Raw genomic sequence first — 18,465 nt, forward strand, 5'->3', positions numbered from 1 at the left:
GCTTTTCTGTGCATATGTGGATAACTTTTCTAAAATACTTGTGGGCAACTTTTTATGTCTATGTTATACTATGAATCAAGTTAATAGATTCGATTCGACAAAAACAAAGAAGCCCTTACCTTTTCCAAATCGACCATTACCGTTTAAGTGACCAACCGACCAAAGTTTATCACTTAAAGGTTTCCATGAGATCGAAGCGCAAAGTAAGGACTTCCGTAAATCATTAAGTTATGGGACAAGTATACCACATAACTAGTGAAAACGGAAGACTTTAGCGCGCTCAAATTTGGACAAGTATCGGTATCCAAAGAGGAGCGTTTTTATATGTTTAAATTTAAGTCCGCATCCGCATACTGGCAGTCTTTCTCCGAATATCAATCGTTCACAAACGTGGACGAAATGAACGCCGTGGTCAAGCGCTTCGTTTCCGTCTACGAACTCACTTCCGCAGCCGAGTCCGTCCTCAATACGATTAAACTCCACGCCAAGCGCTTCGTCGGCGTCTGCTGGCTCTATCGCGAGGAAATCGCACGTAAAGCCGGCGTATCCCTTTCGTCGGTTAACCGCGCGATCAAGGCGCTAAAGGAAACCGGCATCCTAACCGTTCACCACACGATACATACTAAACGCGGCGGCCAAACGCACAGCGTATACGTCATCAATCGCGAGTTTATAGGCGCAGAATTAGCGGCCATTGAACCGGCGAATGAATCCGCGAATGAATCACCGTACGAGTCCGAAAAAGTGGCCGAGATGCCGCGCCAGGCCGAGGTTTCCGCGAGTCAGCCGCAAGTACATAAGAACTTAGATACAAACTCACATAAAACATTAAAAGATAAAACCAATTCGATAAAAATCGATAATAACGAGCCTGACGTTGATGACGTTTTAAAATCGGTCCCAACGGAATTTATCGCAATCATGAAGCCGTATTATGACGGATCTCCTGACGTTATTGCTGCGCGCTGGAAAACCGTCTGCGTTGCGATTAAGAAGAGTTGCGTTGATATGACGAATGCTTCGTGGGATACGATCGGACAAGCCTGGCGCGATGTCGTGCGTCAGTATAAACAGCGCAAGATCCGCAATTCGAGCGATGACGGACTTGGCGGCTACTTCTACCGGGTGCTTTGCGATTACCTGCTTGACGATTATTTGCGCAAGGTTTGGGGTTAGTTTCAGCGTGCCCAATTACGCCGAACTTTAAACACTACGTAATCGTTTATGTTGACGTTGACGTACGCATCGCGTTATACTATTCGCAAACACCGCGAAAGAGGATGTGGATAAATTGGCGAAGATTATCACGTTCGGCATACAGAAAGGCGGCAGCTCGAAAACGACAACAAGCGGAGTCGTGGCGTATTTGTTGAGCGAAGAGTATCGCGTATTGGCTGTCGACATGGATTCGCAAGGCAATCTTACGGAATTATTGACGCAACAAGACATATACGATTTCCAAGGCGTAACGGTTTTCGAAGCGCTCAAGGCGCAGGACGCGCGGGAATACATACATAAAATTACGGACAAGCTGCACATATTGGCCGCGAACGACTTGCTGGCGACGTTCTCGAAGTGGCTGTATAACGGAGGTTATCACGGAAACCCTTCGCTAGTGCTTGCGGAAACATTAGCGACGGTGGCCGATCAATACGATTACATTATCGTGGACACTCCGCCAGCACTCGGCGAGCAGACGATAAATGCGCTCGCAGCGTCCGACCATGTTGTCGCGATGTTCGAAGCGAGCAAATTCTGCTATACGGCGTTGTCGCGCTTCCTGGAAACGTGCGTACACGTTCAGCAGCTACCGGAAGTTAATATGGAGATCGTCGGCATACTCCGCGGCATGATTGATTCGCGACGTACGGATAATAAGGCGCTCCTGCAGATCGTAGGCGACGAGTACGGCGATTTGTGCTTCGATACGATTCTAACGCGGACTGCGGCTGCCGGCCGGATCAGTATTAACGGATTCCTGGATAACCCGGAATTAAACGTCGCGGTTACTCAATATCGAGACTTCTTAAAGGAGTTGATTGAACGTGTCAACAAATAAACTGGATCAGATTAAGGCGAAGATAGCCGGTGGAACGAAGTCGGACGTACATGCGCAATTATTAAGCGCTGATAATACGCGCAAGAAACGCACGCCCAAGCCGAAGTTTGAGGAAACGCACACGCGTAAAACGTTTTGGATTCGCAATGATATCGCCGCAATGGTTGACGAAGAAATCCAGGCGGAGCGCGGCGCCATGACTGCGATCATTAACGAGCTGCTGGACGAATATTTTAAACGTAATCGTTGACGTCAACGTAATCGTAATGATAATTATGAGCGGAGGGTTTAGCGTGAGGGAATTCAATTATGTAGCCAACAGAGAGAAGATTAACGAGCTTACTGATGTTGTTATTGCGTTGCGGCATTATGTCGAAAAGACTGAGCAACTATTTAAAGATCATCCTGATGGGGATTCTCACATCAATCGCGTGAGGACTACGTTATTGAAATACGAAACGGAGCTGCACAAACACCGCTCATTAGAGAAAACACATATCGTCTAATCGTAACGCTCATCTCTTCGGAGGTGGGCGTTATTTTTTTGCGCAAAATGTGCGGATCGCAATCGACCGTCGTTGATGTTAGTGTACGCGGAAAAATTTAGCGGCAGGCTGTACGGTTTCCGATTGGCGTCCGTCTAGGTATGTGTAAGTCGCGAAATTAATTTACGCAAAAGTGTGCGAGACGCACTCGTAAGGGAACATATTCGGTAGAAGGCGAAAGGGAGGCGATAAGATAAACGCTGATCGAGCGAAACAGGCAATCGTTCGAACGACGCATTTGCACTATTTCACACAAACAGGAAACCGACGCACAAATCCGCGCCAACCCACCGTTATCAAATCGGGACATTTCCGGTCCCGTGGAGTTGGCGTAAAATTACCGCAGATTTAGGCGCAGATATATCCGGACAGCATAAACGTACCCGATCGCAGCCAGAACGCCTAAATCGCCGCTGAAATTTGGCCGCAGGTATATGCGCAGGATTCGTGCGGAGGTGGCGCGGCGGAAATCGGCCGGATCATCGTTGTCTTCTCTCTCTCTTTTAAGAGCCTACGCGCCGTTAATCCCTTGTTAATACCGATAATGAAACGGATTTTCGTTTCGTTGTCGGAGTTATTACGAACGTAAGTGAGTAATAACTAGATCTTAAGTTCTTAGATCTTTAAGATCTTAAAAGATTTATAAAATAGCACATCGACGCCGACTTGTCAACACTTATTTTTATAGCGCCATTTATTTGCACTATTTCACACAATTATAGGAGGGATCACGTTATGAACGAAAACAAACGCACTGCTGTTATGGTCACGCTGCCCATTATTCCGAAGGAGGTTGCGGAAGTAATCGAAAAACTTCGCCGGAACCCCGACTACGGTGACGCATTTATTTGCGACTTAGCTTCGCGCACAGGAGGCGGACTTCACAACGATACGATTACGTTGCGCCTAATACCGTTCGACACGCTCCTATCCGCACTAGTCAACGGATACGTCGTCGAGAAGTCCGCGGAGGAGCTGGCGCACGAGTGTATCCGCGCAGAGTATCGATATTATTGCGGAGATCCATACGGAAGAGGCGCGCGACACGGTATTATCTACACGCTCGAAACGTTCGGCATCAAAATCGAAGGGGTGAACGCATGAACACGAAATTTAACGTATATATCACGCAAAACTACCGCCTAACAACGGATGAAACGAAGACAGCGCCAGCCCAACAATTCATCCTACAGCGCCGCCACATCGTCGACCCTACGAAATCGCCCGCCTACGCGCCGCCTGCAGACGGATCGCCACCGCCACCGGTTCGCGAAACGTGGAAGGATGACGGATTCTATACGTACAATAGCGCCGGCATTACCGCGGCCACTAAGACGGCTATTCTGCGCGATACGAACGTTAGTCGTGCGGAGACATTGTCGGAGGCGCTCGCTATCTATGCGGAAGAGACAGCGCGGTTAGCTGACGCGATTAATGCCGCGTTAAGCCTTACGGGGCGTCAGCCCGAACATTAGCGGCGAAATAGGCGCGTTGGGCGTGCGGTAGGGTTAACGGAAGGGCAAGGGGAGAAGGCGCTGGAATGGCACTTAAAATTAGCGAGAAGGGGAGCGATTAAGTGAAAACGGTAAATGTAACGTACTTTAAGCCGAGCGGAAAATACTACACGCAAGAGACCGTAGAGTTACCGGAAGGTGTGTGCGGATATGATGCGTTGTTCCATGAATTACCGAAGCATCACCGCATTAAGGGCATGTTCATGCTCGTTCAGAATAGCGAACCGGCTGGCGAAGAAAAGGAACCGTATATCGTTCCGCATCTATTTCACCCGAAGGAGGTGTCCGCAGAATGACACGCGAACAAATTATCGATAAATGGGAGACGCTCGATCCACGCGCACGTGACGCATGGGTGGCGCTCGCTGTTTTTAAATGGCGTATCATGGGCGATCAAATATTTCCGCCAGAAGGCGAACAGTTACGCAGCAGTAAGGTCCAGTATGAGGACGGTAGGTTCTCGATTATATTACCGAATTACACGACAGACATTGCCGCAGCGTGGACAGTTGTCGACGAAAGCGCGAAATGGGGCGGAATGCAGATCGGATGTTACGGAAAACCGGACGCTCGTTATTACGAAGTGTACACATATACGGACACACATCCGTATTCATATCCGATTGATATTACGAAAGAGACCGCACCGGAAGCGATCGGACTCGCGGCAATCATTGCGAAATTATCGACGGCAAAATGAGCGAAGTTTATTCGCTCTGTGTGATTCCGCGCGGCTTCCGTATAGCTATATAAGAGCAAAAAATTTCCCCGAAGGGTGTGAACGGTAAATGGACGTATTGAATACGACAGGCGGCGGACTAAGCGCTCCGCAAATAATCGTAGCGATATGCACAGCAATTCTCTCGATCTTGCTATGGGCGGTAGGACTATATAGCTTGATACGCAAGGAAACCGGCAACGCAGCCGGAAATTTAATCTGCGCAATACTTATCGGAGGAGTCACGCTATTAGTTCTAGCGGACGACAATGGGCGCGAGCCAATCCGCCACGAAGTCACACTCCGCCCAGGCCACGTTATCGACGCGACGAAATACGAAATCGTCGAGCAGCGCGGGAAGATTTACGTTATTGAGGAACGGGAGGTGGGCGAATAATGGACGATATGAGGGCGCTGTTTCTCGAATGGCTAAACGAAGACCATTGCGCAAGATGCGGACGAAATCTAGTCGTTCCAGGATACGATTGGTGCGCGGAATGTCGGCCGGAATTACTCAACGGGGAGGTGGGCGAATAGATGGCGCGTAATGACGAATGGTGCGACTTTTGCGATGACCGCCTAAAGGCCGTAGCGGTTAAATCGCCAGTAACCGGACGTGAGTACGATATCTGCAAACAGTGCGCGGTAATGTGTACGTATCCAAGAATCGAGGAGGAATCGGAATGAACACGGACCAACAACGTAACGAAGCCGCAGCGATCGCGCAGGAAATCGAGCGCCAGTTGGACGCCGCGCTTGAGCTGCGGACGGTTGACGGGATCTTGCGATATTATGGGCGGAAAGGGTGAGCGTACGTCTCCCGTGAAATGAGCGTAAAAGTACGTACGGATGAGATACCGCGAGAATTAAAGAGATCGCGCCTGTCGATAAGCGTTTCCGGATAGTTGCGAAAAAGCGAAGTTTTACCTGGTAAAAGCGGAAATATTTTTTCTTAAATCGGACTTATACCTGGTAAAACCGGAAATTTTCGATACCTACGCGCGAGCGATTTCGAATGTGAAAACGGCCGAATATGACGTTCGACCAATCGGACAGACACGAAATATAATCAAATCCAAGCGGAAGAGGTGCAAACGGAATGACAACGGAAAATAAGCGTGACCTTGCGGCAGACCTGGCGATATGCGAGGCGGCGACAGATGGCGCGGATATGTGCGTGGGCGATACGGATGTACATTTATCGTATTGGCAACCGCTACTTTCGGAGGACGAGCAGTATCCGATTATTGCGCGGTTTGAGAAGACGGAAGACGCGCTCTTATTCGTCGAATCACGCGAAGGCTGGCCGGAAGCAATACGGAGGGCAATGACGGCCGAGGCGGAGGTTGAGCGGTTGAGGAACGGCGTTAATCACCTACGAAATAGTATAACCGTTGAATTGGAGGCGGCGAGATCATCCGCGTATATAACCGACTGTACATTCGTACATGAGAACGGACTGGAAGATATGTTGCGGAAGATAGAACGGTACATTCTGTTGGAGGTGGGTTCAGATGTGGCGGAGTAAACTGCGGAAGAAGTACGATTTTCTTTGCGTAGCCCTTGATGACGCGCGAAAGTCGCGTGACCAGGCGGAGGAGCGCGCCATAAATTATTCCCGCAATTGGTACGAATGCAGAATCAAAAATATTCGACTGCAGAAGGAGAACGCACGCCTCCGCGATGCACTCGAACAAATCGCAGGCGCTACGATGTCGCAATACGCATCCGTCGACGATATGGCTCGCGATATTAAACGGAAGGCAAGGGAGGCGCTAAGTAATGGCGAAAAGTCCACGCAAGAAAATAACGGCCGATGAGCGCAAGGACTGGCGAAACCTTCCGCTCGAACACTGGAACACGCTCTCGGTGCAGACGATGGTTGCGGATCTCAATCGCGAACATTACGGTGTCGAGAAATACGTTCCGAATCGCGGATACGGATACGAACAGGGCGTAATCAAACGCGTGCTCAACGAATACGGCGCGGAGGCTGTACGCGAAACGATCGAGCGCTCCTTCGCCGAATATCGGCCGAGCGCTGACTATCCGCAATTAACGGCCGGCTTTCTGCTGACGTATATGCTGCCGCGTATCATGCCGCGTGTGCTGGCGGAAATGGAGACGGCCAAAAGGCGCCAGGCTGCGGAGAGCGAGGCGCCAAGTATTAGCGAGTTGGTCGATTGGTTATGATTGCGTGTCGTCAACGAACTCGACAACGTCTTCTATGCGGCAGTTAAGGTATTCGCAAATCAAAGCCAGCGTTTCGAGTGAAACAAATCGATCCATATTTAGGACGGATACGGTAGAGCGTGAGACAACGTCATTCTTGTACAAGTCAGACATTTTCATATCTCGGTCTACTACTAATTTTCTTAGAGGTTTATAGCTTGGGAACAAAGGCATAATTACACCTTCCTATATGTATAAGTTTGTCTATTATATCATATATGATGGAACCAACGTCAATATGTAGCAAAAGTCACAAAAAGTGATTGACATCTCCGTCATATAGGTTTAAAGTAGCATCATAAGAAATATTTACCTCTTCGGCCATCAGCGCCAACCTTCGCATTACACGCGGACATCCTCGACCGTCCGCCCACGCACCAAAACCTCCGCCTAAAACGATCACGGACCCAGCGTACCTCTTACGCAGATCCGGCGACAGCTTTGCCGACCTCCAAAACGGCAGGGCAGCGCGAGGTTATTTCGCGTTAAAGGAGATACGTTAATGAAAACGTTAATCGACCGAATTGACTTCGCAGAAAAGAAAGCCGCGGCTCCTATACGGAATCAGTACCGGCAGAAGCGTCTGTCCGCGTATATGGCCGCAATAATCCGAATGGTAAAGGTGGAACGCAAATGAAAGTCGTAGATTTCATCGAATGCCCGCCGCGCATCTTCTTATTCCTCGCGGACCTGTCACGCAATAACACGAATCTTAGACGCATGTGGTTACGAAATTACCTACGCGTCACGAACGGAGGCGGTTGCGATTAATCACAGCGCAAATTGTATCTTAAGCGGACCCTGTACGCTCGCTGATACGGATAAGTGCAATCGGATGTGTCCGTCATATGTCGCGATGCACGGTTATGCCGGCGATGGCGGACGAGTAGGAGCGGCGGGCCTGCCGTCAGAATACCGGCACCTTACCGTTAACAACTCGCCAGCACGCGCCGGACAAGCTGACGTATACGTTGCCGTAGACAAATACGTAGACACGTTTAAGACGGGCGATCGCGTCAAGTCGCTGTACTTGTATAGCGCGGAGCCTGGAACGGGTAAGACGACGACGGCTGCCGCACTCCTTAACGAATATCTGACCGCACACTATATCGGATGTCTGCAGCGCGGCGAGACTCCGCTTGAGCGTCCGGCTTTCTTTCTCGATGTCAACGCCTGGCAGAAAGATTTTAACGCGTTCAATCGTCCGCGCGTTCCGGAAGAGATCGCGGAGCCGGCCGCAGCACGCTATTACCGTACGATGACGATCGCGTCGAAAGTTCCGTTTCTGGTCCTCGACGATATCGGGGTACGTGACGCAAGTGACGCGTTTCGTGCGGATCTGCATTCCGTAGTTAATGATCGGACCGCGAACGGATTAACTGACGTATACACTTCGAATATTCCGATGGCGGACATGCTGCGGCTGTTTGACGCCAGGATTGCGGACCGTATACGCGACATGTGCGGCGAGATTCATTTCGTAGGCAAATCGAAAAGGGGGCGGAGATAGCGAATGACTTGCGAACTATTTGTATCGAAAGTAATCGATGAGAATAACGTAGCCGCGTTTAAGGAGTTCGGCATTGAGCCGGAGAGTTTCGCGACGCCGCTCGAGTCTAGCGTGGTTAAGTTTACGCTCGATTATGCGAAGGAAAACGGAGGAAGTGCACCAAGTTACGCGACGATCGTTACGAATTTCCCCGACTTCATGTATGTTCCAAGCGTTACGGACTCATTCGAATATTTGGCACGAAAAATTAAGGAAAAGGAAGGAAAACAGAGGATTGCGGAGTTGATCAACAAAGAACTCCCTACGTTATACGATTCCTCAGATTCTGACACGGTAATTTCTACCTTGCAGGAGAGACTTCAATCGATTAAAATGGGAACATCAGTTCGTTGCCAAAAGGGAATTAACGTTAAAGAATCGGCAACGACATTTCTAGAAGAGTATGAGAAGCGCCGAAAAGGCGAGTCATTTAAAATTTGGCGGAGTAAGTTTCCGTCTATAAATAAAGCGATCGGAGGCGGATACATTAGCGGCAACGTTTACGCATGGTTCGGCCGGTCTGGTCGCGGTAAGTCCGTTGTAACGATGGAGGACGGAATCGAGTCCGCAGCTCAAGGCGCAAATGTTCTCGTGTGGGCGATGGAGATGTCGCGCTATGAGTGGTTAGCCCGCGCTTACTCATCGTTATCAGCGCGCCAGGGCTTAGTTACCGCAATGATTGACGGCGCGAAATACGAGGCCGGCTTCGAGAACCGCGCGCTATTAACCGGCAACCTGTCGCCAGAGTTCGAAGAAGGATTGCGCACATTTGCGACTACGCTGCCGGACACGCTCGCGGGTAACATAACGCTTCGTGCCGTAGACGATGCGGATTTTAGTGTCCGTACGATCCGTGAGCTTGAGGCGGACATTCGGCGGACAAAGGCGGACGTCGTCGTAATCGATCCGATCTATTATATGGATTTCGAGGCGAATACATCGCGTACGACAGGCGGAGACGTGGCAGCGACCTCGATCGCCTTACGTAGAGTGGCCGGAGCAACAGGCGCGGTTATCCACGTTATAACCCAGGCGGAGGAAGATGCGTCGGAAAAGACGGACGGTATTCGCGAGTTGAAGCCGCCAAAACGTGCGGAAGTCATGAAGAGTAAGGCGATCCTGCAGGACGCGGCGCTCCTTATTGGCGTCGACACATTAGCGCAGGAAGGGCGCGGAATACTCGAACTCGGTAAGGGACGGAATGGCGGAGAGGATACGCAGGTCGAAATCGTGTTTCTACCTAATTACGGGATCGTCCGCGAGTTCGAAACCGGACAAGCCGCCGCACAACAATTTGCGTTCTAGCGTGGGATTTCGGACAACTTTCGTATAGCTATATAAGGGAGGCGTAAACATGACAATCGAATCTGTTGCTAATGCCGTAAAGGAGCTGGCCGGTCTCTTCAACTGTTCGTATGAAGACGTATGGAGACGGTATATGCATCCCGCGATCACTGACGGTTTCACTTTCGAGGAGGTATTTCCGCACATTAACGGAGAAGGCGTATGAACATTCCAATCGACGTACGCGCCGAACTCGAACTCTTCGAATGGGAGCGTGCAACTTGGACGCATGACCGCTTAATCGCCGTATCACCGTTCCGCTATGACCGCACGCCATCATTCTACGTTTATACTGCGGACACGGCCGACGCTAAATCCGGCTATTGGGGCGATCCTGGCGCACGCGATCCGGAATGGCAACGTGGCGGCATCGTTAAGCTGCTGGCCTTCCTACGCAACGAAACGCCGGCCGAAACGCTTGAGTATTTGCGCGATAAGTACGGAGAGGACACGAGCGCCAACTCGGACGGACTTCCGCAACTTAAACCGCTGAGACTCACGCAGGAGACGGCGCGACGGTACCGACCGCTCGATAGCGCGATTCTCGACCACTACAAGTGGCGCCATCCGTATTTAGGCGAGCGCAGCATTAGCGAACCGGTCCAACGGCTCATGCGCATCGGATTCGACCGCGAAAGGAATGCCGTAGTTATTCCGTGGTTCAATCCGGACGGAAGTCTCGGCGCGATCAAGTATAGGCGCGTAGATACGAAGGTCTTCTGGTACGAACGAGGCGGACGGCCAATCCGCGACATGCTCTACGGAATCGATGTCGTGTATGCGAGGCGGCTGCGTAAGGTGGCGCTAGTGGAGGCGGAGGTTGACGCTATGACGTTGATGTCGGCTGGAATACCCGCGATAGCAACCGGTGGCGCTACGTCCTGGAACGCCGGTAAGCGCGATATGATAGCGAGGTCACCGATCGAGGAGGTCGTGATTCTGCGCGATGTGGACGCTGCAGGCCGGCAATGGCGTAATCGAATCGTGGCGGACTTGCGCGGGAGTGTAGGCGTATCTATTGCGATAGTACCAAGTTACGTGAAGGATGCGAACGAGTTAGCGAGAATAAAGGGACTTACTGCCCTAAACAATAGTTACAAAAACGCAATTTATATCGACACTTTACACAGACATGTTATATAATGGAAGTCACCGTGCAGGATTGTGGACGAGATGCCTGCGCAGGAACGAAAGTTCCTACGGGTAGCGCTACCGCCATTTCCAAACGTAAAGGTCAACCGGTTCGACGCCGAGAGCGCCTGATACTATTATGGCAATCCGGAGAGGCATATCTTTTGTCCGCATTGTATCGTACGAGGATAACGTTGATTTGCTTATCCCTGTGCGGCGAGATAGTTCGCCTAATGACCAGCCTTTTTCGCTAGCAAGATCGGAGATACGGCAGCGCACGGCAACAGGTACCATGTGTGCGCTCCTCCAAGTCGGTGTTAGAAATTTTACCCAAAAATAATTTTAGCATATTTTTCATTTCAAAGTGTACGGTTTTGGATTGAAGTACGTCTAAGTATATGTAACGCACAAAATTGAAAAGAGGTGAGTTGTTTGAGTCTTGAAAAACTGAATAAAGCGTTCCAGGAGTACAAAGCCAACTCTTGCGAAGAGTCACTAGTCTTGATGTACAAGATCGCAAGGAAAGTATTCCTCATTCCAAATCGCGGGAAATTAATCACCATGGGATACATAGACCCGAATGATGCGGACACGATTTTTGATGATGTTTTTTGGAAACTATCCAAAGACCGAGAAATCAAAGAGTTCGCCCTAGCAATGCGAACGTCGCTTCGGAACGCAAGGATCGACTTCGTGAGGTCTGAGAGCAGCCGAAGGAAGAAGATCGAGCACTACCTGGACGAGCATACCACAGAGAGTGAAGGCGCGCCAACGCTGGTACTCAAAGCTGATGTGGATGTCGAAGGGGAAGCGCTTCAAAATGAAGAAAAGAAGAGAACCAACCAGCGCCAACTGATTGATTCCCTTCTCGAATCTGCCAAGATTCTGTTAGATCCAACGATGATTGCCGTCATCGAAGGAACCATGCGCGGTGAGACTCCGAATGCGATCGCAAAATCGCTCGGGCTTCAACGCAACACCGTAGACCGTAAACTACGACGTCTTGCTCGAAACTATGACCGCAAAGTTCACGGAGATTTATCCGATTACTTGCCGAAAAGTCTTCGGCTAAGAAGCGAGTTTATATCGGCCTAGGTAGAAAAACCGAGAACGGCTTTTCAGGCATGAAAGTCGTTCTCAATTAAATTATAACATACAAGACGCTTATGTATAATACTTACCTAAAAATTCCAATAGTATACCTCGACGTTTAATATTTTACTCAAAAATTGAGTGCTTGTCAAACGCTTCTTTAACCATGCCCAAAACTCTAACGGAGGCTAACTATATGACTACAATACGGCTAACAGCGGGAAAGGTTTCGTTTTCCCCGAAAAATAATTCGAAAAATCCACGCAGCGTTGACGTCGCCTATCACGGAGGCATCGAAGAACACGAAGATATCGCGGATTACTATTCGCCAGAACTCACGTTGAAAGGGGTGCGCGTCGGATGAGTATCGCTATTGATCCGAAGGCCGGCACGCATTTCACCGGCAAGATATTCGTCACTCCTCACGCTTGCGACCGCGCAACCGAACATTTCGGAATCGACCGCAGCAAGGCGCCAATGTTCGTAATGGATATCCTGCGCAAAGCCGCGCTAATCGATCCGGACGTAATCGACGATAACGGAAACTCCGCCCGCATGTTCGCACATAACCGCGTTGTCCTTATCGTATCGCCGACGGAATCGACCGTTATCACAATCCATCCGCAATCGCAGGCTAACGAGATTGTACGCAGTCCGATCGAAAGGATTATCCAACGCGCGATTAAGGCGGCTCAGCGCAAAGAGGTACGCGAAACTAAACGTATTACGGTACAGAAGGCGGAGTTAATGGTTGAGCGCGCTAACTGCGAATTACGGCAAGCGAAGTCTGAATCCGTTAAGGTTATCGCCGATATGAACGCAAAGATAACGGAAATTGACGTTGAAATTGCGAAATTGGAACGCGAATTGTTCGATATCAAACGCGAAAAGAAGACGATTATGAAAAGCGTAGCTGCTTACGTTTGAATAATGCCGATGTTCCTGCGTCGGCTACGCGTTATCAACGTGAAGGACCGGGGTATCTCGGTCGCCGAATCCGCGTGTTTCGGAAAGTAGCGTTGATGTCGCGTCACGGGCGCAGGAAAGACGTGTCCGAGCGGAAGGAGCCGTGAACCATGCGGAGACTGCGAAAGCTCTCACCGCGCACGTAGAGAGGAGGGCCGCGGAATAATCCGCCGTCACCTTGCCGAAGCGTAAGCCGCAAACCTGCGGGTCGACACGTAGGCGAGCGCAATCCTTCCGCACAAAATAAACGAAAAGGAACGTGATTAAATGTCCATTCGCGACCAACTGAAAAAGCGTGAAGAGGAACGCAGCGCACCGAAAGGAAACGGACTGAACGACGGATTGCCGGAAGGCGTAACGCGATATGTCCGACTTGGTGCGGAATTGAAAGATGGCCGCCAATTCGTTATGCTCGCAGACCCGGATAATTGGTTCTTCTACCACTGCCACGAGGACGGAGATTACGCCACGCGCGCAACTTACGTCAGAAAACACACTTGTCTCCATTCTCCGAAAGAAGTCGGCGCCAACTTTACCGCGTATCAAAAGCCGAATGGCGGCGTATGCATCTCGTGCAAAGCGAAGGCCAAGCGCAAACTCTACTTTATGATTCCGGTATTCGACCTCGAGTATATGACTTGGCGCGTCCTGGACGTTAAAGAGTTCCACGCGAATAACTTAATCGGCGACTACGACAAACTCGAGAAGGCCGCGAAGAAATTCAACAAGGAATATTCGATCGTAGGCGACGTAATCAAAATCGGAAAGACGTCCGACGGTAAGTCGTATTCCCTCGAATCGGGCGACGCAGACGTACCGGCAGAGGCCGCTCAGTTTGTGGGATTCGCGTTCCCTTACGAAGAACTCGCCAATTTCCGCGAAGAGGACGATATCATCGCGCTGCTTAACGAGGCCGATCCGGACCATATCGATAAGTCCGTATTGCCTGGCGACACTGTCCAGACAAAAACGCAATCCAACGATAACGTAACGCCAATCGACGACGGACCGCTCGACATTTCGGAAGAGGACTTGCCGTTCTAACACGCAATCAACCGAAAGGAGGCGGCACATATGGACGTAGCAGGCCCGGAAATGCGCAATGTTACCGTCTTACTCAACGTTAGGGATGCGAAGAAGCTGCCGCAAACGGGCGCCTATCTTTCGAAGTTCCTGACGAATCTAACGCAAGAACACGGACTGTTTGCGGTCAGCATAGCGGTGAGCGTCGAACCTGCGGAGTCAACCGCGTTCGGCGCCGCACAGCCGCCGGAGGAGTCTAACGAAATCGAAATCGTATGTATACCGGAAGGGGACGAATGAATGGCGCACATTACTGAAATCGTTGGACAAGTATCGGAGGCTTTCGCACGGACGGCGTTAATCTGCGCCGGCTGGACGGTGGCGAAGACGGAGACGCGGGAATCATACGACATTGTGGCGCGAGAGCCTAATAATGGCGCATGGAAAACGTTCCAAGTCAAGACGATCAAGCTCCGCTCGGACCGCCGTAATGAAATGGTCGTTTATGCGCGGAAAGGTAACGGAGAGGCTTATACGCAGCCAGAAGCCGACTATATTATTGGCGTACTTGGCGCGAAAGAAGCCGAAGCACCGCGCGTTTGGGTATTCGAAAATACCGGACTTACCGAGTATTGGGCTACGGAAGCGAGCGCAGAAAAGCGTTGGATTGAACTTCCGCTAAGTATTCAGCGCGAAATCTATACGCAGCAGACGCTGGACGGTCCCGTTGAGGTTGCGGCGGTATGACGCAGTTTGACCGTTTCGCACCGCCAGACGAGCCGGCCGTAGTCGCAGAGTGTGCGTATTGTCACCGCGAAATCTACGCAGGCGACGAGGTTAAGCGGATTGATGACGTGGGCGGCTACGTTCACGCTAATTACGGAACGGACTGCGCAGTCAAGTACGCAGAAGAACGAGTATACGACGCAATGGGAACGATTAATATCCGAGGGGAGATCGATTAAATATGGCGAAATTGAGCGTAGTAGTTCCGAGTAATGAGGTCGAGGTTAGGGGCGCGAGTGGCGAAGCTGTTAAATACCGCAAGGTTGAGCGTAAGGCGCAGGCGGGCGATATCGTTAAGGCGCTAACTGATCGTAATACTGACGTAGATAAGGGCGCATTCTATGAAGTTATTGACGCGGATGGGGAGACGGGTTTCTGCGATAACGTCGGAGACCTTCGTTGTGCTGGGTTGCGCTATCATCCGCAAAGATTCGAAGTCTACGAAAAGGTGACGAGGCCGGCTGCGGTTGAGTATCGCGAGGTTAAGCGTGAGGCGGAGGTCGGAGAGCGTATTCGGATCGTTGATAAGTATCCAACCGAAGATAAATATGAGAATGGTGCCGAATTTGTTGTATGTAACACAGACGGTGACGGTGATGTACGCGTCAGGATTCCCGGAAACTCTCGCAAACTTGTCCTCCTAAGTGAATACGCCGTAATCGAGCCGGTCAATGTTGCCGAGCCAGCACCGCAGCCTGAACGCTTGAAAGTCGGTGAGTACGCGAGGGTTATCGGCAGTTCTCACCGTAGCTTTTTCGGAGGGAAAGACGGGGATGTCGTTAACATCGTCAGAGAATCGGATAGTCGATACAAGTGCGAACGTATTGACGGTCACGACTACGGTGGAAATCCGTGGGCTGATCCGGAAAGTCTAGTCCGCGCCACCGAATCCGAAGTCGAAGCCGCCAAAAAGGCCGCTGAACGTGCGAAAGCAATCGGAGAGTTTGCGGACGGCGGCTATGCGGTAGTGGTTGACGTGAGTAAGTCGCATTGTCTGGCCGGATTTAAAGACGGAGATTACGTTACCGTCGAACTTTACGAACCTGACCACCGCATTTATCCGCTGAAGGTTGTCGGAAATAACAGCGGTTACTGCAACGCCGACGCACTCCGCAAGGTGACGCGTGAGGAATACGAGGAGGCGACGAAGTCGAAGCCGGTGTTTAGCGTTGGTGACTACGCGAAAGTTATCGCTGATAACTACGAACATCGCGTCGGACATATCGTCCAGATTACTAAGATCACCGACGGCCCTTTCGATTCTTTTGATTACGCAGTTAAACGCCTCACTTACGGCGGCAATGGATATATCCACGCGAAGAACATCGAAAAGGTCAGCGCAGAGGAGGTCGCACGTATCGAAGAGGAAGCGAAATGGGCGGCGATCGGGCGGAAAGTCGGCGAGATTAGAAAGGGCGATATCGTTGAGGTGGTGAACAGCCGCGGAGGGCACGCACCAGTCGGGCATATCGGCGAGACAGTTAGCGCAATGGACCATAACGGCGACATCAGAGTAGCGACGGTTGATCGTCCGAGTGGAAGTGCGTGCTGGTCTAAGGTAAAACTCATTGTACCGGTCGAACAACGCTTTGACCGTGCGGAAGGAGGCGTATCCACATCGAAATAAAACTTTCGCTTAACCGTCCGGACGACAGCGCATCAAGAGCGGTAGCACGCGAAGCTGTCAAAGCGGCAGCCAAGCGGAAGAAAGACGCATCCGAAACCGTAGAAGAAGCGATCGAACGCGTTAGCCAAATGAAATTAACGGACCGCGAGCGCCAACTCGTAGACATCGTTAAGGAATCCGTCAAGACCGGAGAGACAGGCAGTCTCCGGTCCGGTGGCGGACAGATTTCGAAGGCGGACGTATTAGCGGCAGGATCGCGCCTACTCGCGGAAAGGAAGCACAGTGAGCGCGCGGAAAGGATCGCGGAGACATTACGGTCAAAGCCGGCCAACTTCCACATACTGACGGACGACGCGGAATTACCAGCGTTCATCGAGCGTGTGAGAACGGAATGTCGGCGGCAAATGGCGGAATGGACGGACCGCTGGCGCATACTCGGCGTTGAAACGATGACTGCGGGCGACTTCGAAGGTACCGGCGTAGATACGTATATCGACCTATCGATTGGCTTTTCGATATGGCTGCCGTTATTGGACGAAGGCTACTATCTTCCGTACGGTCACGTTGATATGCGCGGCGAGGACGGCTTCGATTTCCTGGATGATACATGTGCGTTTAAGGCGGACGATAAGCAGCTCACACGTTCGAAAGTGCTGGCGGCCATTAAGCCGTATTTATCGAGCCAGGCGCACGGCAAGTCGTTTCACATGGGGTCGGCGCGCTATGACCTTCACGTTGCGATTAAAGACGGATACGAGATCCGCGGCTGCGTATGGGACTCGTTGGATGCGATGAACTCGCTAAATGAGCACGAAGAGTCTTTCGGTCTCAAACCGCTAATCGCGAAATACGGTGCACACTTCGGCATAAACGGTCCAATCTACACGTTCGAAGACATGTTCGGCAACCGGTCGCCAGCTCCGTTCAGCGTCGAATTGGTCGGCATCTACGCGATTAAGGACGTTCTCTACGGATGGAAACTGACGGAATGGCAATTCGCTCAAATGGCGAAAGCTCCGTCCGCTAGTGGCGCCGGTAAGCTGCTCGAATGCTATGCGCTCATTGACTCGAAGTTGCCGGAGACGGACGTATTCATGGCGCGGTGCGGCTTCGTCGTGGATCTCGACGGACTTGCGGAGTTAGAGGCGGAGTTCACGCCATTGCTCGAAAAGGCGCGCCAGGACGTTGTTGATTCGTACAAGATCGACGCGGACTTTGTTCGGAAGATGGACCGTACGCTTAACGCTAAGAAGGTCGAGGCGTGGGTTGAGGCGCAGCGCAAACGGATCGCACGGAATAAAGAGGCGCAGGAGAAACAGCGCGCTATTATCGCGGAATGCGAGGCAGCCGGCAAAACAACGCTTAAGAAATATACGAGCGCGGTCGCTAGGCTTGCGGAGCTGCAGACGGAAGCGCGCGAATTGTCGCCAGCAGACGAGGAACACGCGCCGTTATTCGTAGAGGAGTTTACGATAACGAACGGAAATCACCTGGCGTATCTGATTTACGATTACCTCGGCATTCGCGATCGTACCGGCCAGTTTAAGCGCGGCAAGACGCGGTCGACGGCTGCGGAGATCCTCGAAGTTTATTACGAAGAGGAAGAAGCGCTAAAACCGCTGGCGGTCGTTGCTGCGTACGAGAAATTGCTGAATACGTACGTGAAGAAGATTCCGGATGCGCTCGAAGGAGACGGGCGTCTGCATTCCGAGTTCAAGGCGGGCGGTACGGCGACAGGGCGGTATAGTTCCGCAGGATATAGCGGCAGACCGATCGATATTCTAAGCGAATTTGAAACGGAGGGGTAAGCGTGATTATAGCGTGGACGGCATTTGTTATTCTGTCGTTAATATCAGGTCTTAGTTTAATCGGACTTGTG

30 protein-coding genes are annotated in these 18,465 nt (G+C 51.2%); 28 read left to right on the forward strand and 2 right to left on the reverse strand.

The window, feature by feature from the left end:
* Window positions 1-324 precede the first annotated feature (324 nt).
* The 14 genes from JNUCC32_RS31200 to JNUCC32_RS31260 all read left to right on the forward strand — a co-directional run bounded on the left by JNUCC32_RS31200 (window position 325) and on the right by JNUCC32_RS31260 (window position 7,029).
* Window positions 325-1,176, forward strand: coding sequence for a helix-turn-helix domain-containing protein (locus JNUCC32_RS31200; protein WP_192572838.1), 852 nt, complete (start codon window positions 325-327; stop codon window positions 1,174-1,176).
* A 115-nt stretch (window positions 1,177-1,291) separates the two neighbouring features.
* Window positions 1,292-2,059, forward strand: a complete 768-nt coding sequence (locus JNUCC32_RS31205) for a ParA family protein (protein WP_192572839.1) — start codon at window positions 1,292-1,294, stop codon at window positions 2,057-2,059.
* Window positions 2,046-2,309: a hypothetical protein gene (locus JNUCC32_RS31210; protein WP_192572840.1), complete on the forward strand. Its 264-nt coding sequence runs from the start codon at window positions 2,046-2,048 to the stop codon at window positions 2,307-2,309. The genes JNUCC32_RS31205 and JNUCC32_RS31210 overlap by 14 nt, the downstream gene beginning before the upstream one ends.
* A 43-nt stretch (window positions 2,310-2,352) precedes the next feature.
* Entirely contained in the window at window positions 2,353-2,565 is a 213-nt protein-coding gene (locus JNUCC32_RS31215) for a hypothetical protein (protein WP_192572841.1), read from the forward strand.
* Window positions 2,566-3,339: 774 nt separating this feature from the next.
* Window positions 3,340-3,708, forward strand: a complete 369-nt coding sequence (locus JNUCC32_RS31220) for a hypothetical protein (protein WP_192572842.1) — start codon at window positions 3,340-3,342, stop codon at window positions 3,706-3,708.
* Window positions 3,705-4,079 (forward strand): hypothetical protein, encoded by a 375-nt coding sequence (locus JNUCC32_RS31225; RefSeq protein WP_192572843.1) that lies wholly within the window; start codon window positions 3,705-3,707, stop codon window positions 4,077-4,079. The genes JNUCC32_RS31220 and JNUCC32_RS31225 overlap by 4 nt, the downstream gene beginning before the upstream one ends.
* Window positions 4,080-4,180: 101 nt before the next feature.
* Window positions 4,181-4,414: a hypothetical protein gene (locus JNUCC32_RS31230; RefSeq protein ID WP_192572844.1), complete on the forward strand. Its 234-nt coding sequence runs from the start codon at window positions 4,181-4,183 to the stop codon at window positions 4,412-4,414.
* Window positions 4,411-4,818, forward strand: a complete 408-nt coding sequence (locus JNUCC32_RS31235; protein ID WP_192572845.1) for a BC1872 family protein — start codon at window positions 4,411-4,413, stop codon at window positions 4,816-4,818. Before JNUCC32_RS31230 ends, JNUCC32_RS31235 begins: the two co-directional genes overlap by 4 nt.
* A gap of 88 nt (window positions 4,819-4,906) precedes the next feature.
* Entirely contained in the window at window positions 4,907-5,233 is a 327-nt protein-coding gene (locus JNUCC32_RS31240; RefSeq protein WP_192572846.1) for a hypothetical protein, read from the forward strand.
* A gap of 140 nt (window positions 5,234-5,373) precedes the next feature.
* Window positions 5,374-5,523 (forward strand): hypothetical protein, encoded by a 150-nt coding sequence (locus JNUCC32_RS31245; RefSeq protein WP_192572847.1) that lies wholly within the window; start codon window positions 5,374-5,376, stop codon window positions 5,521-5,523.
* On the forward strand, window positions 5,520-5,645 hold the full coding sequence (locus tag JNUCC32_RS31760) for a hypothetical protein (RefSeq protein ID WP_267132993.1): 126 nt from the start codon (window positions 5,520-5,522) through the stop codon (window positions 5,643-5,645). Before JNUCC32_RS31245 ends, JNUCC32_RS31760 begins: the two co-directional genes overlap by 4 nt.
* 290 nt (window positions 5,646-5,935) lie before the next feature.
* A complete protein-coding gene (locus JNUCC32_RS31250; protein ID WP_192572762.1) occupies window positions 5,936-6,364 on the forward strand; it encodes a hypothetical protein in 429 nt (142 codons plus the stop codon).
* Window positions 6,351-6,656: a hypothetical protein gene (locus tag JNUCC32_RS31255; RefSeq protein WP_192572763.1), complete on the forward strand. Its 306-nt coding sequence runs from the start codon at window positions 6,351-6,353 to the stop codon at window positions 6,654-6,656. Before JNUCC32_RS31250 ends, JNUCC32_RS31255 begins: the two co-directional genes overlap by 14 nt.
* Window positions 6,619-7,029, forward strand: a complete 411-nt coding sequence (locus tag JNUCC32_RS31260; protein WP_192572764.1) for a hypothetical protein — start codon at window positions 6,619-6,621, stop codon at window positions 7,027-7,029. Before JNUCC32_RS31255 ends, JNUCC32_RS31260 begins: the two co-directional genes overlap by 38 nt.
* On the opposite strand, the gene JNUCC32_RS31875 is transcribed toward JNUCC32_RS31260, so the two are convergent.
* The gene (locus tag JNUCC32_RS31875; RefSeq protein WP_430623476.1) at window positions 7,024-7,242 is read right to left on the reverse strand and encodes a helix-turn-helix domain-containing protein; all 219 of its coding nucleotides are present in this window, start codon (window positions 7,240-7,242) and stop codon (window positions 7,024-7,026) included. The two genes, JNUCC32_RS31260 and JNUCC32_RS31875, sit on opposite strands and share 6 nt — an antisense overlap.
* Window positions 7,243-7,570: 328 nt before the next feature.
* Between JNUCC32_RS31875 and JNUCC32_RS31765 the strand changes: the two genes are divergently transcribed.
* The 5 genes from JNUCC32_RS31765 to JNUCC32_RS31285 all read left to right on the forward strand — a co-directional run bounded on the left by JNUCC32_RS31765 (window position 7,571) and on the right by JNUCC32_RS31285 (window position 11,104).
* Window positions 7,571-7,705: a hypothetical protein gene (locus tag JNUCC32_RS31765; protein WP_267132991.1), complete on the forward strand. Its 135-nt coding sequence runs from the start codon at window positions 7,571-7,573 to the stop codon at window positions 7,703-7,705.
* Between the two features lie 198 nt (window positions 7,706-7,903).
* On the forward strand, window positions 7,904-8,578 hold the full coding sequence (locus tag JNUCC32_RS31270; protein ID WP_228469031.1) for a P-loop NTPase family protein: 675 nt from the start codon (window positions 7,904-7,906) through the stop codon (window positions 8,576-8,578).
* Window positions 8,579-8,581: 3 nt separating this feature from the next.
* Entirely contained in the window at window positions 8,582-9,922 is a 1,341-nt protein-coding gene (locus tag JNUCC32_RS31275; protein ID WP_192572766.1) for an AAA family ATPase, read from the forward strand.
* Window positions 9,923-9,971: 49 nt separating this feature from the next.
* Window positions 9,972-10,127: a hypothetical protein gene (locus JNUCC32_RS31280; protein ID WP_192572767.1), complete on the forward strand. Its 156-nt coding sequence runs from the start codon at window positions 9,972-9,974 to the stop codon at window positions 10,125-10,127.
* The gene (locus JNUCC32_RS31285) at window positions 10,124-11,104 is read left to right on the forward strand and encodes a toprim domain-containing protein (protein WP_192572768.1); all 981 of its coding nucleotides are present in this window, start codon (window positions 10,124-10,126) and stop codon (window positions 11,102-11,104) included. Before JNUCC32_RS31280 ends, JNUCC32_RS31285 begins: the two co-directional genes overlap by 4 nt.
* Before the next feature lie 66 nt (window positions 11,105-11,170).
* Here JNUCC32_RS31285 and JNUCC32_RS31290 read toward each other — a convergent pair whose 3' ends face one another.
* A complete protein-coding gene (locus JNUCC32_RS31290; protein ID WP_192572769.1) occupies window positions 11,171-11,386 on the reverse strand; it encodes a helix-turn-helix domain-containing protein in 216 nt (71 codons plus the stop codon).
* A 138-nt stretch (window positions 11,387-11,524) separates the two neighbouring features.
* On the opposite strand from JNUCC32_RS31290, the gene JNUCC32_RS31295 reads away from it, so the two are divergent.
* From JNUCC32_RS31295 to JNUCC32_RS31335, 9 genes are all read left to right on the forward strand, one after another.
* The gene (locus JNUCC32_RS31295; RefSeq protein ID WP_192572770.1) at window positions 11,525-12,187 is read left to right on the forward strand and encodes an RNA polymerase sigma factor; all 663 of its coding nucleotides are present in this window, start codon (window positions 11,525-11,527) and stop codon (window positions 12,185-12,187) included.
* Window positions 12,188-12,380: 193 nt separating this feature from the next.
* Window positions 12,381-12,548: a hypothetical protein gene (locus JNUCC32_RS31300; protein WP_192572771.1), complete on the forward strand. Its 168-nt coding sequence runs from the start codon at window positions 12,381-12,383 to the stop codon at window positions 12,546-12,548.
* Window positions 12,545-13,111, forward strand: coding sequence for a hypothetical protein (locus tag JNUCC32_RS31305; protein WP_192572772.1), 567 nt, complete (start codon window positions 12,545-12,547; stop codon window positions 13,109-13,111). Before JNUCC32_RS31300 ends, JNUCC32_RS31305 begins: the two co-directional genes overlap by 4 nt.
* A gap of 306 nt (window positions 13,112-13,417) precedes the next feature.
* Window positions 13,418-14,194: a single-stranded DNA-binding protein gene (locus JNUCC32_RS31310; protein ID WP_192572773.1), complete on the forward strand. Its 777-nt coding sequence runs from the start codon at window positions 13,418-13,420 to the stop codon at window positions 14,192-14,194.
* A gap of 30 nt (window positions 14,195-14,224) precedes the next feature.
* Window positions 14,225-14,473, forward strand: coding sequence for a hypothetical protein (locus JNUCC32_RS31315; protein ID WP_192572774.1), 249 nt, complete (start codon window positions 14,225-14,227; stop codon window positions 14,471-14,473).
* Window positions 14,474-14,920, forward strand: coding sequence for a hypothetical protein (locus JNUCC32_RS31320; RefSeq protein WP_192572775.1), 447 nt, complete (start codon window positions 14,474-14,476; stop codon window positions 14,918-14,920).
* On the forward strand, window positions 14,917-15,138 hold the full coding sequence (locus JNUCC32_RS31325) for a hypothetical protein (protein ID WP_192572776.1): 222 nt from the start codon (window positions 14,917-14,919) through the stop codon (window positions 15,136-15,138). Before JNUCC32_RS31320 ends, JNUCC32_RS31325 begins: the two co-directional genes overlap by 4 nt.
* Window positions 15,139-15,140: 2 nt before the next feature.
* Complete coding sequence (locus JNUCC32_RS31330; RefSeq protein ID WP_192572777.1) at window positions 15,141-16,586, forward strand: hypothetical protein; 1,446 nt, start codon at window positions 15,141-15,143, stop codon at window positions 16,584-16,586.
* Window positions 16,587-16,714: 128 nt separating this feature from the next.
* The gene (locus tag JNUCC32_RS31335; RefSeq protein WP_192572778.1) at window positions 16,715-18,394 is read left to right on the forward strand and encodes a DNA polymerase; all 1,680 of its coding nucleotides are present in this window, start codon (window positions 16,715-16,717) and stop codon (window positions 18,392-18,394) included.
* Window positions 18,395-18,465 lie beyond the last annotated feature (71 nt).

It is taken from the genome of Paenibacillus sp. JNUCC32, assembly GCF_014863545.1.
GTDB lineage: Bacteria > Bacillota > Bacilli > Paenibacillales > Paenibacillaceae > Paenibacillus_AQ > Paenibacillus_AQ lautus_A.

Bases quoted from the DNA above. Each gene is read 5' to 3' on its own strand.
- JNUCC32_RS31200 (WP_192572838.1), top strand. From the start codon at position 325: ATGTTTAAATTTAAGTCCGCATCCGCATACTGGCAGTCTTTCTCCGAA.
- JNUCC32_RS31220 (WP_192572842.1), top strand. From the start codon at position 3,340: ATGAACGAAAACAAACGCACTGCTGTTATGGTCACGCTGCCCATTATT.
- JNUCC32_RS31225 (WP_192572843.1), top strand. From the start codon at position 3,705: ATGAACACGAAATTTAACGTATATATCACGCAAAACTACCGCCTAACA.
- JNUCC32_RS31235 (WP_192572845.1), top strand. From the start codon at position 4,411: ATGACACGCGAACAAATTATCGATAAATGGGAGACGCTCGATCCACGC.
- JNUCC32_RS31240 (WP_192572846.1), top strand. From the start codon at position 4,907: ATGGACGTATTGAATACGACAGGCGGCGGACTAAGCGCTCCGCAAATA.
- JNUCC32_RS31245 (WP_192572847.1), top strand. From the start codon at position 5,374: ATGGCGCGTAATGACGAATGGTGCGACTTTTGCGATGACCGCCTAAAG.
- JNUCC32_RS31760 (WP_267132993.1), top strand. From the start codon at position 5,520: ATGAACACGGACCAACAACGTAACGAAGCCGCAGCGATCGCGCAGGAA.
- JNUCC32_RS31250 (WP_192572762.1), top strand. From the start codon at position 5,936: ATGACAACGGAAAATAAGCGTGACCTTGCGGCAGACCTGGCGATATGC.
- JNUCC32_RS31255 (WP_192572763.1), top strand. From the start codon at position 6,351: ATGTGGCGGAGTAAACTGCGGAAGAAGTACGATTTTCTTTGCGTAGCC.
- JNUCC32_RS31260 (WP_192572764.1), top strand. From the start codon at position 6,619: ATGGCGAAAAGTCCACGCAAGAAAATAACGGCCGATGAGCGCAAGGAC.
- JNUCC32_RS31875 (WP_430623476.1), bottom strand. From the start codon at position 7,242: ATGCCTTTGTTCCCAAGCTATAAACCTCTAAGAAAATTAGTAGTAGAC.
- JNUCC32_RS31765 (WP_267132991.1), top strand. From the start codon at position 7,571: ATGAAAACGTTAATCGACCGAATTGACTTCGCAGAAAAGAAAGCCGCG.
- JNUCC32_RS31270 (WP_228469031.1), top strand. From the start codon at position 7,904: ATGTGTCCGTCATATGTCGCGATGCACGGTTATGCCGGCGATGGCGGA.
- JNUCC32_RS31275 (WP_192572766.1), top strand. From the start codon at position 8,582: ATGACTTGCGAACTATTTGTATCGAAAGTAATCGATGAGAATAACGTA.
- JNUCC32_RS31280 (WP_192572767.1), top strand. From the start codon at position 9,972: ATGACAATCGAATCTGTTGCTAATGCCGTAAAGGAGCTGGCCGGTCTC.
- JNUCC32_RS31285 (WP_192572768.1), top strand. From the start codon at position 10,124: ATGAACATTCCAATCGACGTACGCGCCGAACTCGAACTCTTCGAATGG.
- JNUCC32_RS31290 (WP_192572769.1), bottom strand. From the start codon at position 11,386: ATGGTACCTGTTGCCGTGCGCTGCCGTATCTCCGATCTTGCTAGCGAA.
- JNUCC32_RS31300 (WP_192572771.1), top strand. From the start codon at position 12,381: ATGACTACAATACGGCTAACAGCGGGAAAGGTTTCGTTTTCCCCGAAA.
- JNUCC32_RS31305 (WP_192572772.1), top strand. From the start codon at position 12,545: ATGAGTATCGCTATTGATCCGAAGGCCGGCACGCATTTCACCGGCAAG.
- JNUCC32_RS31310 (WP_192572773.1), top strand. From the start codon at position 13,418: ATGTCCATTCGCGACCAACTGAAAAAGCGTGAAGAGGAACGCAGCGCA.
- JNUCC32_RS31315 (WP_192572774.1), top strand. From the start codon at position 14,225: ATGGACGTAGCAGGCCCGGAAATGCGCAATGTTACCGTCTTACTCAAC.
- JNUCC32_RS31320 (WP_192572775.1), top strand. From the start codon at position 14,474: ATGGCGCACATTACTGAAATCGTTGGACAAGTATCGGAGGCTTTCGCA.
- JNUCC32_RS31325 (WP_192572776.1), top strand. From the start codon at position 14,917: ATGACGCAGTTTGACCGTTTCGCACCGCCAGACGAGCCGGCCGTAGTC.
- JNUCC32_RS31330 (WP_192572777.1), top strand. From the start codon at position 15,141: ATGGCGAAATTGAGCGTAGTAGTTCCGAGTAATGAGGTCGAGGTTAGG.
- JNUCC32_RS31335 (WP_192572778.1), top strand. From the start codon at position 16,715: ATGAAATTAACGGACCGCGAGCGCCAACTCGTAGACATCGTTAAGGAA.